General features: G+C 48.0%; 13 protein-coding genes. 5 read left to right on the plus strand and 8 right to left on the minus strand.

The genetic code is table 11. The features are described 5' to 3' along the window. Nucleotides 1–128: 128 nt before the first annotated feature. Entirely contained in the window at nt 129–1,160 is a 1,032-nt protein-coding gene (locus ABXS75_17660) for an aldose epimerase family protein (protein ID XCP84837.1), read from the minus strand. Between the two features lie 315 nt (nt 1,161–1,475). Between ABXS75_17660 and ABXS75_17665 the strand changes: the two genes are divergently transcribed. From ABXS75_17665 to ABXS75_17680, 4 genes are all read left to right on the plus strand, one after another. Beyond that, nucleotides 1,476–3,308, plus strand: coding sequence for an NAD(P)-binding protein (locus ABXS75_17665; GenBank protein ID XCP84838.1), 1,833 nt, complete (start codon nt 1,476–1,478; stop codon nt 3,306–3,308). After that, a complete protein-coding gene (locus ABXS75_17670) occupies nt 3,302–5,047 on the plus strand; it encodes a [FeFe] hydrogenase, group A (GenBank protein XCP84839.1) in 1,746 nt (581 codons plus the stop codon). The genes ABXS75_17665 and ABXS75_17670 overlap by 7 nt, the downstream gene beginning before the upstream one ends. A gap of 295 nt (nt 5,048–5,342) precedes the next feature. Then, nucleotides 5,343–6,263, plus strand: coding sequence for a diacylglycerol kinase family protein (locus ABXS75_17675; GenBank protein XCP84840.1), 921 nt, complete (start codon nt 5,343–5,345; stop codon nt 6,261–6,263). Between the two features lie 59 nt (nt 6,264–6,322). Then, nucleotides 6,323–7,162: a glycerophosphodiester phosphodiesterase family protein gene (locus ABXS75_17680; protein XCP84841.1), complete on the plus strand. Its 840-nt coding sequence runs from the start codon at nt 6,323–6,325 to the stop codon at nt 7,160–7,162. Between the two features lie 155 nt (nt 7,163–7,317). On the opposite strand, the gene ABXS75_17685 is transcribed toward ABXS75_17680, so the two are convergent. Further along, nucleotides 7,318–9,093, minus strand: coding sequence for an IS1634 family transposase (locus tag ABXS75_17685; protein XCP84842.1), 1,776 nt, complete (start codon nt 9,091–9,093; stop codon nt 7,318–7,320). A gap of 672 nt (nt 9,094–9,765) precedes the next feature. Here ABXS75_17685 and ABXS75_17690 point away from each other — a divergent pair. After that, the gene (locus ABXS75_17690; GenBank protein ID XCP84843.1) at nt 9,766–10,437 is read left to right on the plus strand and encodes a phosphatase PAP2 family protein; all 672 of its coding nucleotides are present in this window, start codon (nt 9,766–9,768) and stop codon (nt 10,435–10,437) included. A 7-nt stretch (nt 10,438–10,444) separates the two neighbouring features. Here ABXS75_17690 and mutY read toward each other — a convergent pair whose 3' ends face one another. From mutY to pdxA, 6 genes are all read right to left on the minus strand, one after another. Then, nucleotides 10,445–12,295, minus strand: coding sequence for an A/G-specific adenine glycosylase (gene mutY / locus ABXS75_17695; protein XCP84844.1), 1,851 nt, complete (start codon nt 12,293–12,295; stop codon nt 10,445–10,447). A 71-nt stretch (nt 12,296–12,366) separates the two neighbouring features. Continuing rightward, complete coding sequence (locus tag ABXS75_17700; protein XCP84845.1) at nt 12,367–13,143, minus strand: DeoR/GlpR family DNA-binding transcription regulator; 777 nt, start codon at nt 13,141–13,143, stop codon at nt 12,367–12,369. Nucleotides 13,144–13,167: 24 nt separating this feature from the next. Further along, nucleotides 13,168–13,674 (minus strand): YcxB family protein, encoded by a 507-nt coding sequence (locus ABXS75_17705; protein XCP84846.1) that lies wholly within the window; start codon nt 13,672–13,674, stop codon nt 13,168–13,170. Nucleotides 13,675–13,805: 131 nt separating this feature from the next. After that, the gene (locus ABXS75_17710; GenBank protein XCP84847.1) at nt 13,806–14,837 is read right to left on the minus strand and encodes a 2-keto-3-deoxygluconate permease; all 1,032 of its coding nucleotides are present in this window, start codon (nt 14,835–14,837) and stop codon (nt 13,806–13,808) included. 34 nt (nt 14,838–14,871) lie between these two features. Further along, the gene (locus tag ABXS75_17715) at nt 14,872–16,212 is read right to left on the minus strand and encodes a four-carbon acid sugar kinase family protein (GenBank protein ID XCP84848.1); all 1,341 of its coding nucleotides are present in this window, start codon (nt 16,210–16,212) and stop codon (nt 14,872–14,874) included. Nucleotides 16,213–16,249: 37 nt separating this feature from the next. Beyond that, nucleotides 16,250–17,269, minus strand: coding sequence for a 4-hydroxythreonine-4-phosphate dehydrogenase PdxA (gene pdxA / locus ABXS75_17720; protein XCP84849.1), 1,020 nt, complete (start codon nt 17,267–17,269; stop codon nt 16,250–16,252). Between the last annotated feature and the right edge of the window lie 64 nt (nt 17,270–17,333).

The raw sequence follows: 17,333 nt of genomic DNA on the forward strand, positions 1-17,333 counted from the left end.
TAATTTTAGAAGGGAATTTTGCAATTAATTGGTATTGGCTACCTCTTTCTGAAACCTATTATAGCGCAGCCCCCTGCAAAATGTCCAATCACTTATTCTAATATATAAACCGCGCTTATAGATATCTTCTATACGAACTTATACATCGTAACAGTATCGTATGTTTCCCCTTTTTTGCAGATCGGTCCCTGGAAGTTTTCTTTGTGAATAGCATCCGGGAAGAACTGTGTCTCAAAACAGCAGCCCTGGCGTTTGTGGTACTTGGCTCCGCCCTTTCCTTTTTCTTCTATGATGAAGTTACCGCAGTAGACCTGCATGCCCGGAAGATCGGTGTAGACCTCCATCGTGATTCCGCTCTTTTTAGAAGACATCTCAGCAACTTTTGCAAATTGTCCCTCATTTTTCAAAACCCAATTGTGGTCGTAGCCCATACCGAAGTTCAGTGCTTCGTAATCGTCATTAATATCACGTCCCAATGGTTTCTTCGTGCGGAAATCCATCGGCGTCCCTTCTACCGAAAGAATCTCTCCTGTCGGAATCGATTCTTTATCTGCCCGCGTAAATGCATCTGCGTCTACCCATACCTCCTGCTCCATCACATCGCCGGAAGCATGTCCATCCATATTGAAATAGCTGTGATTTGTCAGATTGATCACGGTGTCCGCATCCGGCACTGCATGATAAGTCAGTTTCAATGCATTATCCGAAGTCAAAGTATACGTTACTTCAATATGAAGATTCCCCGGGTAACCCTGATCACCGTCCGGACTGTCAAGAGCAAAGGTCACATGATCGTCCGCAGTCTCTTTTACCTCCCACATACGCAGATGATAAAAATCCGGACCGCTGTGAAGATTGTTGCCGTTATCATTTTTCGCAAGCTCGTAGGTCTTACCGTCTACTTCGATCACCGCACCTCCGATTCGGTTCGCGCTTCGTCCTACGACTGCTCCCAGGAACAGGCCGCCTTCCTCGTAACCTGCCGCCTCATCATATCCCAACACGACATCGCAGGGATTTCCCTCTTTATCCGGCACAATGACCTGTACTAACACGGCGCCGTAATCGCTGACTGCAACCTCCATGCCGTTTCCGTTCGATAATGTGTAAAGCTTTGCTTCCTGTCCTTTTGTGGTTACACCAAAATCTGTCACTTTCATAGTTTTAACGACCTTTCTTTTATTTTATAAGTGTTAATAGTATACCATGAAACTCTTTGTCATGTAAACGCAGAAACATATGCGTTTTCCTTCAGCGGTGTGCCATTATTTGTCCTTTTCTCCTGTTTGTTTCATTCCACAATCATGTTAAATTTTTCACAGTTTTCAGACAATTTGGGCACCACGTTTTTCAACCGATGACTACTGAAAAAACATTCTGACATTTTTTTAACTTTTATTGCACAATTGTACTTTCTCAGGTACAATGTACACATAAGTGTGTCCAAATATTTTTACAAAGAGGAGATTGAAACTATGAGCAGATTAGAAATTCCTACTCCGGGGAAGGCTCAGCTTACAATTGAGGGGCTTTACAAAGATCTGGAGCGAAGAATCGAATCTAGTCCTCCGGGACTATGCCCCGTAGACATGACGCGTGCATTTTTGGAGATGTGCCACGCGCAGACCTGCGGGAAATGTGTTCCATGCCGTATCGGTCTCTGGCAGCTTAAAAACCTGCTGACTGATGTACTGAATGGAAAAGCAACTATGGAGACTTTGGACCTGATGGAAGATCTGGCGCTTGCGATTATGGACGGTGCCGACTGTGCCATCGGTTACGAGGCTGCACATATGGTTTACAAGAGCCTGATGGGCTGCCGGCAGGATTATGAAGAACATATCCACCAGGGGAAATGTACCTGCCAGTACACCCAGCCGGTTCCGTGTGTTTCACTTTGTCCTGCACATGTGGATATTCCGGGTTACATAGCACTTGTTGGGGAAGGCCGCTATGCCGACGCGATCCGCCTGATCAGAAAGGACAATCCGTTCCCGACCACCTGTGGCTTTATCTGCGAGCACCCCTGCGAGGCCCGCTGCCGCAGGAACATGGTAGATGATGCTGTCAATATCCGCGGCCTTAAGAGAATGGCTGCTGATTACGCCGGAAAGGTACCGCCTCCGAAATGCGGACCGTCCACCGGCAAACGTGTAGCCATTGTCGGCGGAGGCCCGGGAGGACTCAGCGCTGCTTATTATCTGCAGCTTATGGGCCACCAGGTGACCGTATTTGAGATGCTGCCGAAACTCGGCGGTATGCTGCGTTATGGTATCCCGAATTACCGTCTTCCGAAAGACAGACTGGACGACGATATTAATGCGATCCTCGAGACCGGCGTGGAAGTTCGTTTCGGCCAGAGAATCGGTAAAGATATGACGATTCAGAGTCTTCGCGAAGAATATGACGCCGTTCTGATCACGATCGGCGCCAGCACCGACAAGAAGCTGGGCATCGAGGGCGAGCAGGCAGAGGGCGTTCTCTCCGCAGTGAAGTTCCTCCGCGACGTAGGCAAGAACGAAAATCCGGATCTGACCGGACAGGAAGTTGCCGTAATCGGCGGCGGAAATGTTTCTATGGACGCCGTTCGTACTGCAAGAAGACTGGGCGCTAAGAAGGTCAGCATCGTTTACCGTCGTAGGGTAGCCGATATGACCGCTCTTCCCGCTGAGATCGAGGGCGCCATCGCAGAGGGTATCGAGGTAAAGACTCTGATGGCTCCTTCCCGCATCGAGACAGATGAGAACGGACATGTCACCGGTATTTATGTGACTCCGCAGATGATCAGCAAGATCAAAGACGGACGTGCCAGTGTACGCCCGACAGGAGAGCCTGATGTATTTATTCCGTGCCAGACACTGATCGTAGCAATCGGTCAGGATATCGAATACCAGCACTTCGAGGAAGCTGGCGTTCCGGTACAGCGCGGTAAGATTCTGACCCAGAAATACGGCGGATTCGACAATATTCCGGGCGTATTTGCCGGCGGTGACTGTGCATCCGGCCCGGCAACTGTGATCAAAGCCATTGCTGCTGCCAAGGTAGTAGCTGCCAATATCGACGAATATCTGGGATTCCACCATGAGATCGGCTGTGATGTGGAGATTCCGGAAGCACGTCTTGACGACCGCCCGCCGTGCGGAAGAGTCAATATAACCGAACGCGAAGCATGCGAGCGTGTATGTGACTTTAACGGTGTAGAAAACTGCATGACCGAAGCAGAAGCAAAACAGGAAGCAAGCAGATGTCTGCGCTGTGACCACTTCGGCTACGGCATTTTCAAAGGAGGCCGGGAAAAATTATGGTAAATTTAACAATAGATAATATCGCTGTTAGCGTACCCGAGGGTACGACGATCATGGAGGCAGCTGCCAGTGTAAATATTCCGATTCCGAAGCTCTGCTATCTGAAGGATATCAATGAGATCGCAGCCTGCCGTGTCTGCGTAGTGGAACTGGAAGGCATGGATAAACTGATTACCTCCTGTAACAACAAGGTAAAGGAAGGCATGGTGATCTACACCAACAGTCCCAAGGTCCGTGCCGCAAGAAAGAGAACGGTGCAGCTTATTCTTTCTCAGCACGATTGCAAATGTGCGACCTGTGTGCGCAGCGGAAACTGTACCTTGCAGAAAATTGCAAATGATTTTAACATTATTGATCTTCCGTTTAAGGAAAGATTTGAAGACACACCGTGGGATAAGACATTCCCACTGATCCGGGATTCCAGAAAATGCGTAAAGTGTATGCGCTGTATCCAGGTCTGTGACAAGATTCAGGACCTGCATATCTGGGACGTAACAAGTACCGGTTCCAGAACCACCGTCGGAGTTTCCGGGAACCGCAAGATTACCGATGCAGACTGCTCTCTCTGCGGCCAGTGTATCACCCATTGTCCGGTAGGCGCTCTGCGTGAGCGTGATGACACCGACAGGGTATGGGATGCGATCGCTGACAAGAAGAAAGTCGTTGTAGCCCAGGTAGCGCCGGCAGTACGTGCCGCATGGGGCGAAGCACTCGGACTTCCGCTTGAGCAGGCTACAGTCGGAAAGATTATGGACTCTCTTAAGAAGCTTGGCGTTGACTATGTATTTGATACTTCCTTCACTGCCGACCTTACCATCATGGAAGAAGGCAATGAATTCCTGGAGCGTTTTACAAAAGGAGAACTGAAATCAAGACCGATGTTCACCTCCTGCTGCCCGGGCTGGGTACGTTTCATCAAATCCCAGTATCCGCATCTGGTTCCGCAGTTATCCACCGCGAAATCACCACAGCAGATGTTCGGCGCCGTAATGAAGACCTATTTCGCTCAGTCGATCGGCGTAAAACCGGAAGATATGTTCACCGTATCCATTATGCCCTGCGTAGCCAAGAAGGGCGAGAGCAATATGGAACTGTTCTACGGAGAATATGCCGGACATGATACCGATGTGGTTCTTACCACCCGCGAACTGACCCGCATGATCCGTTCTGCACATATCAATCCGGAGACCCTCGTAGATCGTGAGTGCGATCCACTGATGAAAGAATGGTCCGGAGCAGGCGTCATCTTCGGCGCTACCGGCGGCGTTATGGAAGCGGCTCTCAGAACCGCACATTATCTGGTAACCGGAAAGAATCCCAAGCCGGACGCATTTAAAGCAGTGAGAAGTCCTGCTTTTGGAACCGGTGTGATCGAGGCGGAGGTGACGCTCGGCGATGCAACGGTCCGCGCTGCAGTTGTCAGCGGCCTTGGCAATACCAGAAAGCTGATCGAGGCTATTGAGCGTGGCGAGGTTCACTATGATTTCGTAGAAGTTATGGCCTGTCCCGGCGGCTGTGTCGGCGGCGGTGGACAACCAATCCACGACGGACAGGAGCTGGCCCATGAACGTGGCGAGAACCTGTATTTCCTGGACGAAAACTGCAAGATCCGCTTCTCTCATGAGAATCCGGATGTCCTGAAGCTCTATGAGGATTTCATGGAAAAACCGCTGTCTCACAAGGCACATATGCTTCTGCATACCGATCATAATGCATGGGAAATGCCGCGGAAACCGCAATAATTTCCCGATGTCGAAGCTAAGGCAAGCGCCGGATGAACATGCAGGCATGTCTTCCCGGCTTGCTGCCAATGAAACTCGGCACATAATATAAAACGGAATGGCGTCTCCTTTTCGGGAGGCGCCGTTTTTTTCATTTTCTCTTATATTACCTATCTCTCTATTGCGAAGTTTTCCAGGATAAAATATAATAGGATAGAAGGCAGATGCCTTGGTAAATATTTGAATTCTGCGTTATAGAAGCATATTCTCATATTTTTCACTTGTCATGCATACAAAAGATTGAGGGGGACAACTTATGTTACATTTTATCGTAAATCCCAGTGCGCGTTCCGGTCTTGGAAAGTCGGTCTGGGAAAACACCAGACAAAGGCTTTCCTGCAGCCAGACTCCGTATCAGGTACATTTTACCGAAGGGCCTCATCACGCCACGGAGCTTGTTTCTAAAATCACGGGGGACGGACGATCCCACACGCTGGTCGTTCTGGGAGGCGACGGAAGCATCGACGAAGCGGTGAACGGAATCCGCTATTCGGGCAAGACCACCCTGGGATATATTCCCTTCGGTTCCGGCAATGATTTTGCACGTGGGCTTGGGATTTCCGTCCATGCCGACCAGGCACTGGCCACAGTGCTTGCGCCCTCTTCTATCCGGCATCTGGATCTGGGAAAGATCCGTTTTGGCCAGACCACCCACCGTTTTGCCGTAAGTGCGGGGATTGGCTACGATGCCGATATTTGCCACAGGCTTGACGCTTCCGGTCTGAAAAAGCTGCTGAACCGCTTTCATCTGGGCAGACTGGCCTACGCAGGAATGGGCCTGGTCCGGCTGATCTGCTACAAGCCTTCTGAGATGACCACCACTCTGGACGACTTAAAAACTCTGCATTTTAAGCGGGCGTATTTTGCGGCTGCCATGAATCTGCGATATGAGGGCGGCGGCTGTATGTTCTGTCCGAATGCACTTCCCGATGACGGTTACCTGGATTTGATCGTGATCGCCGATATTTCAAAGCTCAGGGCTCTGATCACCATTCTTCCTACCGTTTTTACCGGGAAGCATATCCATATGAAGGGGGTACATATTTATCGCTGCAAAAAGGCAGACATTACTTCTTCCCTTGCACTTCCCGTGCACTCAGACGGAGAACCGCTGCCGCCGGTTCGGAAGATCTCGTTTTCAGTAATTCCGGATTTCGTCCACGTAATCGTGCGATGATTTGCGCACTTATATGGACTATATATTTATCATATTTCATATTTTAGAGGAGGCGCTTCATGTTTCTGTTTATCATCATACTCGGCATCCTTATTGGGAGCATTCTGCTTTATTTATACTTGATCATGCCCAATCTGACACGCCGACGTGATATGGTTCCTTTTCTCGGCAGGGACTATGCCCACCGGGGACTTCACAATGCAAATGCCTTGGTTCCCGAGAACTCCATGCCCGCTTTTAAAGAGGCCGTCAAAAGGAATCTGGCCATTGAGCTGGATATCCATATCACCCGTGATAATCAGGTGGTCGTCTTTCATGATGATACGCTGGACCGCATCTGCGGCGTTCCCGGCACCATCGAGGAGTATACTCTGGCAGAGCTCAGAAATCTGCATCTTTTAGGAACCGCAGAGCGGATTCCGCTGTTTTCCGATGTTCTGGACTACATCGACGGGCGCGTACCCCTGCTTGTGGAGCTAAAGCTCCCCTCCCGCGACATGCGCCTCTGCGCTTACGCCTGGGAGCTTTTAAAAGACTATCGCGGGAAATTTCTGATTCAGTCTTTTAATACCCTTGGAGTACGCTGGTTTTATAAAAATGCGCCGCATATCCTGCGCGGACAGCTCTCCAGTGCACTGACCCGCTCTGACAGAAAGCCTCACTATCTGTTTCGGCTCTGTGTACAGTTTTTACTGACAAATATCCTGTGCCGCCCGGATTTTATCTCCTACAAGCTGGCAGACAGCGAGAATCTCAGTCTGCTTTTGGTCCACAGGCTGTTTCACACCCCGATTGCCGTGTGGACGCTGCGCACGCCGAAAGCCTACCAAAAAGCACACCATCAATTTGATATGTACATTTTTGAACTTCCGGCCAAAACAGCCTCGTACACTCATTAAAATATCGATAAAAAAATGTGAATGTTTTATGAAGATGGTTGTTTAGAAACCCGATTGATGATATACTCCCATCTTTGACAGTAAAAATCCGTAGATTGCTGTAAAATCAAGCTTTCTACGGATTTTTTTGTTGTTCAAAATGTAGCTATATATTATTACTTTTTCTTCTTTGAGGCTCGTATTATTTTCCTCATATTTACATCAGTTATGATTTGATAATCGGTACGGAATCCGGCTGTTTCGTGTAGTCTGTCCGTCAGATCCGTCCTTGTATAAACGGGTGTGTACCCCAGTTTCTCACCGGGGCGGGCCATCATCATGTTCTTTAAAGTATCTATGATTTCCTCACATGTATAGGCTTCTTTGAGTTCCTTTTCCAGAATCCTGTAGATAACAAGTGCTATAAAACAAGTGATGAAATGGGCACGGATATGGTCTTCTGTCTGAAGGTATACGGGGCGGGCCCTGAATTCCGTTTTCATGACCCGGAAACATTCTTCAATCTCCCAGCGCTTCTTGTTGATTCTTACGATCTCTTCTACACTCATATCATCCAGGTTCGTGCATACAGCATAGAAACCATCATAACGTTCTTCTTCCCGGATTGCATCTGTATTAAGATACACGATCTCTTCTGAGCAGACTTCTCCATCTTTGGTTGCTTTCTCTCTGGAGATAAATCTGTGCGGGTCATTCTGGTTCTTGGGACGCTGTTTATACTTCCCATCATTAATAAGCTGCTGTGCACGCTCGACCTGCCCGTTCCGGATCTTCCTCTGATAAGCTTTATATTTTGGAGAAAAAGAAACGACCAGATGTTGTTCTAATGGCTGGGCTCCTTTTTTGATCTTCCGTTGGGAGAGGTCCTCTTTGATCCAGCGATCCTTATAAAAAATGTTTTTATAATTCTTTGCTTCATCGATCTCGTTGAGATTAAAGGTTTCATCAGAACCTGGCAGGTGCCATCCGTCTGGATCAAGTGCAAAATCCTTGAGATAGTCAGGCAGCTGTTTTATGGATTGTATGGTAATAAAACTACGGAGCTGTACACCATTAATCTTTCTGTCATTGAACTTCCGGTTTGTCTTGGAAGAAAGCCCTGCATCTGTACAGACGATGATCTGGTCAAGTCCGTAATCGCGGAGTACTTTTTGCTCCAGTGGTTTCAAAGTGGGCTGTTCATTTTTGTTTCCGGGATAAATATCGAAGGCCAGCGGAATGCCGTCGTGATCCATGAACAGTCCCATACCAACGATAGGGAGGGGCTGGTGCTGTTTGGATTTTCCATAGCGGCGCAGATCATCTGCCTCTTCAATCTCAAAGAAGTAATTCGTACAGTCATAATAAAGGACATCTTTCCTGCGTTCGCAGACCTTCTGGCTGTTTTTATAAAGCTGTGCCTGTATAAGATCATTTTCTTCCGAAAGGACAGAAAGGGTCCTGTAGATGTCATGCAGTTCGAATGTGGGCTGCTCAATAAATTTCGTGGCCTGTCTGTTGGAGGACAGTTTTGAAGATGGATAAAGAATTCTTGTATAAATAAGCTTCGAAAGGACATCATTCAAATCATAAGCAAAAGAATGACGGGAGGAAATATCCCTGCATATTTTGTCCAGCCCCAAACTATAATAAATGTTCTGCAGGAAGAGATAACCGCAGTTAAAAAGCTTCTGTTCATTTTTCTTCAGGAGCTTTGAAGGAGAATAGCTGATAAGGATTTCTTTGTTCTCATCATACTCTTTGCGATTTAATTCATTGACATACTCCTGTGCCCATACATAGGGATCCTTACCACCGGCTTTTGCGGTGACTTCTGTCAGGTTGCCAAGTTTTTCAACTGTGACAGTGGTCACACGGCCATCTGGTTTTCGGATTGTTTTCTGTACATAAAAGGATGCAGAATTTTTCGATTTGCTTACTGTAAGTTTCATGGCAAACACCTCCTAATCCTTATTATACCACATATAGCTACAAATAGCCACAACAAAACGAATAAGATTTGACAAAAAAATACAGGCTTTATGGGGCCTGCAAGTACTTTTTCCATTATTTAACTGTCAAACTCCCGAGAAAGCCTCACTATCTGTTTCGGCTCTGTGTACAGTTTTTACTGACAAATATCCTGTGCCGCCCGGATTTTATCTCCTACAAGCTGGCAGACAGCGAGAATCTCAGTCTGCTTTTGGTCCACAGGCTGTTTCACACCCCGATTGCCGTGTGGACGCTGCGCACGCCGAAAGCCTACCAAAAAGCACACCATCAATTTGATATGTACATTTTTGAACTTCCGGCCAAAACAGCCTCGTACACTCATTAAAATATCGATAAAAAAATGTGAATGTTTTATGAAGATGGTTGTTTAGAAACCCGATTGATGATATACTAACCATGATTCTTCGAATCATGGCCCCTCTGGGGGATTTTAGCGCCATATTTCTGCGGTGAACGCAGAAATCTATGCGCAGGTATAATGTCTGCCGACATTATACCACGACGATAAATGAGAATTTTGACGTTTGCATAAGAAATTTAATTTTATTCTAAAAATACTACGCCATCACATATGAGTTTGACATTTTCTATTATGAAGGGGTCCTGTTACTTTGAATACGATTCGATTGACGATAAAACAATTTATCCACAAATACAGTCATGCCTGTATCCTGTTGTACGGGCTGGTCTATATGGCATGGTTCGGTTATCTGGAAAAGACCGTCACCAGCGATTACTTTGTGATCCATTCGGTATTCGATGATTTCATTCCCTTTATCGAAGTGTTCATCATTCCTTACCTGATGTGGTTCGCCTTTATTGCAGTAACGGTGCTTTATTTCCTGTTCACGGATAAGCAAGGATATCTCAGACTGACAACGCTGATGTTTACAGGTATGACCATATTCCTGATCATCTGCACGATCTTTCCGAACGGTCTGAATCTGCGCCCGGAGGTCTTTACCCGGGAAAATATTTTTATCGACCTGGTACGCCACCTTTATGCGGCAGATACGCCTACGAACGTTCTGCCCAGCCTGCATGTGTATAATTCCATCGCATGTTATATTGCAATCTCACACAGCGAGAAGCTCCGGCAATCCCGCCTGGTACAGAAGGGTTCCTTTATCCTGACCGTGCTGATCGTCCTGTCTACCATGTTTTTAAAGCAGCATTCCGTCGTGGACGTGGTAGCGGCCGGCGTGATGGCATATTTCATGTACCAGATTGTATATGTTCCATCGGAGACGAGAATCTCTGTGCTTGCACGACAGACCATTTAACCCGGTCTTACCCTTTCGTCCAGGAAGACACATAGGGTATATAAGCGGAAAATGCCGACGGAATCGCCCAGGTCTTCTGGATCTCCTCAAACGGTGCAAAAAGAAGCGGTTCCGTGCATTTCTTTTCCAGCTCATCGACACGAATCATGTAAGCTTTCATCTGCCACTCAACATGGCTGAATATATGCTTTGCCTCCGGCAATGGCTCCACACGGATCGGACTAAGTCCGATCTTTTTGCTGTATGCGATCACTTCTTCCATCGTAAGATGACCTTCAAGTCCCGGGAATTCATAGAGGCCCGCCAGAAGCCCGCGGGCAGGACGTTTGCGAATCGCAACTTTCCCTCCATCCCTGAATAGCAGGATTGTTCTTGGCTGAATCTTCCGGGCTTTTTCCTTCTTTTTGACCGGGAGCTCCATCTGGCACCCCAGTTCTCTTGCACGGCACAGGTGACTGACCGGACAGATTTCGCATTTGGGCGCCCCGTTCGGCACGCAGATGAGCGCCCCCAGCTCGATCAGGCCCTGATTAAAATCAGAGGGCGCATCGGCCGGGATCACTTTTTCCAGGCTCTCCTCTATCTTCTTCCTTACGGACGCTTTCATGATATCCTCATAGCTTGCCAGAAGCCTTGAAATCACGCGCAGCACATTGCCGTCCACCGCAGGCTTTGGAACGCCGAATGCAAAAGATGCGATTGCCCCCGCCGTATAGCTTCCGATTCCGGCAAGGCTGTATATAGCTTCAAAGCTCCCCGGAATCTCTCCGTGGAAATCCACCATAACCTGTCTGGCCGCTTTTTGCATATTGCGGACACGGTTATAGTATCCCAGCCCTTCCCACAGCTTTAAAAGCCTGTCTTCCTCCGCTTCCGCCAGGTCCTCTACCGTCGGCAGAGCCTCCAAAAAGCGCTGATAATAGGACTTTACCGCCTCCACGCGGGTCTGCTGGAGCATAATTTCCGATACCCACACATGATAGGCTGTCTCCTGCCTGTTTTCATTTGTCTTCCGCCAGGGAAGATCTCGCTTATTCCCGCGGTACCATGTTATGAGCGGGTCTGCAAGAGCCAAAAGACGATCCTTGCCGAGATGAACGTCCACTGGACGTTCACTTAGGCATGCTTGGCAACCGAGATGATCGTCCACCGAACGTTCACTTAGGTATTCTTGGCAGTCCAGCGCTACCGGAATCGAATCCGCCAGCCTGATTGAATCCTGCGTCACCTGGCAGTCATACGCCAGTACCTTCACTCCGGCCTTCGCCGCAGCCTCAAGCGCCTCGGCGAACTTAAGATGCGTGTCCCGATTCGGCGTAAAATAGCGCACGTCCTTCATCTGAATCACAAAAAGGATATATGCCTCATACCCTTCCTCCACCGCCTTTACCAGTTCCTCCACATGCTTTACCGCCCGTTCACTGGGGGCGTCCGGGAAACGCACCCGTCCTTCTTCCTCCAGTGTAACGCCCTTCACTTCAATAAATGTTTTCTTCTGTCCATGCTCCACATACAGGTCGAACCGGGAAGACCCATATGTCACCTCCTGTTTCACCAGAAGGACGTCGGAAAAAAGACCTCCCTCTTCAATCCATTCTTTCACCACATAGTTGGGAATCTGGGAGTCGACATTGATCATCTTCTCCCCTTTTTCCACCCCGATCAGGTCCCATTTCGTCTTTCTTCCGGGACTGTCATTTTCCTGCACATAAACAACTGCACCGGGCACAAAAAGCTCGGCGCAGCGTCCTGTATTCTTCACATGTACGATTTCTTTTTGCCCCTCTATCTCCACATGGGCAATAAACCGATTCGGACGCTCAATAAAACGTCCCCTTTTTATTCTGTCATATCTCATACTCTCTTACCCAGACTCCCGATTTGCCTGAACATCTGCCTTGCCGGAAGCCATTTTCCAAAATCCAGCTGCTATCTGCTCCGTTCTCCTGCGACAACCAGCGGAATCTGTTCCCGTTCTGCTTTTCTCACATATTCCGTCGCAATCTGGGAATCCGTGATGATCTTATACACCTGATTGACCGGACAGATCACCGACACATATCCTCCACCGAATTTGCTGCTGTCCGCCAAAACAAATACCTGCGATGCCGCCTTTAATATAGCACGCTTAATCTGCATCTGCGGAGTCGCGATCGAGGTCAGCCCTACATCAAAATTAATACTATGCACACCGATAAATCCTTTATCTACATGAAACTGCTCCATATTCTGGAGTGCGGAATCTCCCATCGTCGCCGCAAGGTGTCCTCCCACATGCCCGCCTACCATATAAAGCTCTACGTGGCGTACATCCGCCAATTCATTCCCCACCAAAAGGGAATTCGTCACCACGGCAATCCGCTTCTCCGGGTGCTCCTTAATGTACACCGCCAGATAAAAACTGCTGGACGCGTCGTCAATGATGATCGTATCTCTGTCCTCAATGTATTCGTAGGCACAGGCTGCAATCTGGCGCTTGCGGGCCGTATTCCGGTAAATACTCTCCGCGGAGTATTTTCTGTCTACTCCTTTATCCAGGCGGAGTGCACCGCCATGAATCCGCTTCAGCAGCCCCTCCCTGTCCATGACCTTGATGTCATTACGGATCGTCACTTCCGAACAGCCAAGTCGTTTACTCAGATCTGCCACCCTCACTTTACCGTATTCATTTAATTCCTGCAGGATCTCCCGTCTGCGCTCTTCCATCTTAACCTCCGAACGGTGCGGATGTTATCTCATTCTCACATTATTCATACCGAGATGCCTGGCGATCATCTGGAAAATAGGGGTAAATTCCTGACCAAAATCCTGCTTCGGAATGATCAGAGCCCTCTCTGCCTCATAATAGATTCCAATCGTTTTCGGCGTTACTACCGCACGTTTGATCTCTTCCCAGCTATACTGCTTCTCCTGCTCGTTCGCCCATCTCACCGTGATGCCCTCTTCATCCGAAAATGTATACTCCGCAGGACCGTTATATTCCGGATTGACCTCCACCTGCTTCTTTGCCCTCGTCTTGAGCAGGAACGGCGTGTAACCCAGAAAGATCACTGCTGCGACCACATAGAACACCAGATGCAAGGCATCTGTCCTTCCTGTCACATACATGGAAATTCCAAGAAATGCAATGGCAAGTCCCAGTATGTTGGTCAAAAAGCCACTAAATTTTGAATAGGCATGGAATAAAAGAAAATCATATAATGTCTCTTTTGTCATGTGCACCGTTATTTTATTCATAAGTCCTCCTTTATAAAACACTTCCGCCTCAGAAAGTTTTTATAAAAAAGTCCCTTTATATTCTAACATATAAAAGGACTTTTTTGCACCTTATTTACAACATTTTTGCAGAGTGTATGTATAGATTATAATTAGTTGCCTGCTACCTTAGAGTATGCCCAGCCTTCCGGACTGTAGATACCTTTCTGTTTCTTCTGCATATACTTGTCAAATGCTGCCGTGATAAACGGGCAAAGGAACAAAGTAATGATAGAAGCGGTCGCGCACTGCGCGGTTGCCATCGGAACGAATTCTTCCATAGTCGGGTCAGCCTCAGCAACTGCTGCCGGTGTCATAGCAGAGTTCAGAGCGGTCGTACCGATTGCCGCGCCCATTGCATTTCTCTCTTTCTTCGGAAGCAGAAGATTGATAACGAAGAAGAAAAGTACTGCGGTTGCTGCAGAGATCAGACCAAGTAAGATACCAGATGCTCCGGCTGTCAGAATGGTCTTTACGTCTGTCTTTGCGCCGATGGAGATCGTCATGAAGAAAGTAACGATCGGCTGTGCTGTCTTACATGCATCACGGAATCCTTTGTCAAGGTTACCCCAGATAAATCCGATAAGCAGCGGTACTAATACTGCGATCAGAGATTTAATCGGAATGTTTGCAAGTCCCGTTGCTCCCAGAGCAATCAGGGTAAAGAACGGTCCGTCGTTCAGGGACAGGATAGAGATTGCTCCGGTATCTGTCGCATTACCAAACTGAGAAGACAGGGAAATGTACAGAGAACCGTTGGAGTTGGTGATTGCTGCAATCAATACGAACGGTGCGATTCCAAGGAACCCTTCCGGTCCACAGATTGCGCCTACTAACATACCCACAATTACGCCAAGTACGAACTTTGTACCAGTCATGATCACACCTTTGTACAAAGGCATACCAACCTGTTTAATATCAATCATGGAACCACATACAATCAGGAAGAATCCCATCATACAAGAGTTTCCTTCATAGAACAATGCTGTTACATATCCGCCGATCTGGAATACCTGCGGTACGAATGTTGCCAACAGCACTGCGATTACAAGCGGAATGATTACCAGACCACCCGGAAGTGCCTTCATTTTGTTAAGAATGTCAAGGTCCTTGCGTTCCTCTACCTTATTTGTTTTCTCACTCATTAATTTTTCCTCACTTTCCTTTTCTCTACTTTTGTTACCTAGCTGCTTCCCTGAACAGACGGCTCACGATATCGCAAGCTGAGGTATCGACACCTGTAAGTCCACCTTTTCCTACTACCGGAAGCCCTTCATAGTTTCCTACTAATCTGCCGATGTCTGTCTGCGGGATCACATAATCTATTACTTCTATACACTCTACCCCAAGCTGCTGACACACATTTACCATGGTGTCGCCGCCTGTTGTATAAAGCCCTGCTACTTTTTCTCTTCCGACTTTTTCAAGCATCTGAGAAATAATCATTCCAAGTCCGGCATTGATTCTGTCTGCACTCATGCCGCCCGGATAATGTCTCTTGTTATCTTCTTCTGTCAGATTCAAAAGCTCTCCGTGAAGTGCAGTCTCAAAGAGGATCGCTCTGGGCTGTACTTCGCCGTTCATATACTCCATTGCTTTTTCTACTGCTTTATGTACTTCATTTAACGCTGTCTCGCCACCGTCGATCAGTGCCACCGGATCTACGCTGACACGCACATGGCGCGGATCCTGACAGAGCACTTCCATCTGTTTTTTGGTCACCGGAGTTGCACTTCCCGCTGCAATGAGGACCGTTTTTCCTGCCTCATCTGCTTCCGGTGGAATGTTCGGCTCTTCTATTCCGATCAGGCTTCTGTGGTATGCCATTTTTGCGGTGAACGGGCCCGGATCTACCGTGACAACATCCCAGCTAAGGGAAATGCATGCCTGCGCGATGTTTTCCACATCCTCCAGTGTAATTGCATCTACTACGATGACCTGACAGCCTGCCTCTCTTTGCTCTTTGAGTGCCTCTTCGATCACTTCATCGCCTGCAAGTACCTTATCAAGGGTCACAAGACCTACTTTTCTGCGGGTCTGTCCTGCGAGAAGACGTGGGATATAGTTTTCCCTGACCGGTGTTCTTACGTCCTGTGCGACCGGTGTGTTGATCAGCGCAACACCGTCGATCACGGAATATCCTCCCACCAGAATTCTACGGGACTGGGGCATAGCCGGAACGACTACCGCTACTGTATCCTCGCTGAGCTGGTCAAGCATGGCGTCGATTTCTACGCCGATTCCTCCACGCATGGTCGTATCCGTACGTTTCTGGAAGTATTTTACACCCATGTTTTTAAGGGCGATGGTCGCGTCTTTTACCTTGGCATACGCTTCGTTAGCCGGAAGCGGGCGGCTGTTGCTGCTGATTACGATGGCGTCAAGCTCATCAACCGCCTGCGCCTTAGCCGCTGCCTCTACATTAAAGAACACAGCGGTTCTTGCTTTACTTCTTGCAAGGAGGACGCCTGTGGTGGTTCCTCCGGTAAGATCATCTGCTACTACTCCAATAAGCGGCATATCTTCGACCTCTCTTTCTATCTCTAACAACCGTGTTCTACGCTTCTTTTTCGTGCTGCTTTGCAGCGTACTCTGCAACGACCTTTGTGGACTCGATCAGGCTGATGCTGTTTGCGATTCCTTTTCCGGCAATATCAAATGCGGTTCCATGGTCAACGGAGCTTCTGATGAACGGAAGGCCGAAGGTCAGGGTTACGGATTTCTCAAAGTCAAGCGTCTTACATGCAATATGTCCCTGATCATGGTACAGAGAAAGGATTGCATCGTATTTTCCGGATTTACCGATGTGGAATACGGAATCTGCCGGACACGGTCCTACTGCATTGATTCCCATTTCCTGAGCAGCTTTCACGGCCGGGCCCAAATCTGTGATTTCCTCGGTTCCGAAGAGGCCGTTGTCACCATTGTGCGGGTTCAGGCCTGCTACTGCGATCAGCGGATTCTCGATTCCGACTTTGCGGAGCTCTTTGTCAATGTTGATCACGTTGTCAAGCACCACTTCTTTGGTCGCATAGTGGCATGCATCCACCAGAGACATATGACGGCTTACGAAGAATACTCTCAGCTTGTGGCAGGAGAACATCGTCAGCGCATACGGAGAATTGGTCTGATGCTGGTAGATCTCTGTATGTCCCGGCTCTTTAATTCCCACCAGTTTGATTGCACCTTTGTGAATCGGTGAGGTGGAAACGGCATCTACCTTCTTAGCCATTCCAAGCTCAATGGATTTCATGATCCAATCGATTGCCATCTGTCCTGCCAGCGCCTGAACTTCTCCCCATTTGATAGAATCTGTATCATAGTCGCCAGTCTCAAGAACATCAACGGTTCCATACTCGTATTTCGCTTCAGAAGGATCGCTAATCTTATTGTACTTCAGCTCTTTTCCAAGAACCTTTGCTGCTCTGTCCAGGATAGCAATGCTGCCGATTACAAACGGCTTGCAGCATTCGTGAATTCCTTCATCAAGCATTGTTCCTACTACAATCTCCGGTCCGATTCCTGCCGGGTCTCCCATAGTGATGGCTGTTACTGGTTTGAATTTTGTTTCGCTCATTTTTCTCTTCCTTTCGTTTTGTTTTCGTTTACGTTTGCGTTTCTCCTCTTTTCTTGTTATCATT

The organism is Roseburia hominis (assembly GCA_040702975.1).
GTDB classification, from domain to species: Bacteria; Bacillota; Clostridia; order Lachnospirales; family Lachnospiraceae; genus Allocoprococcus; species Allocoprococcus hominis_A.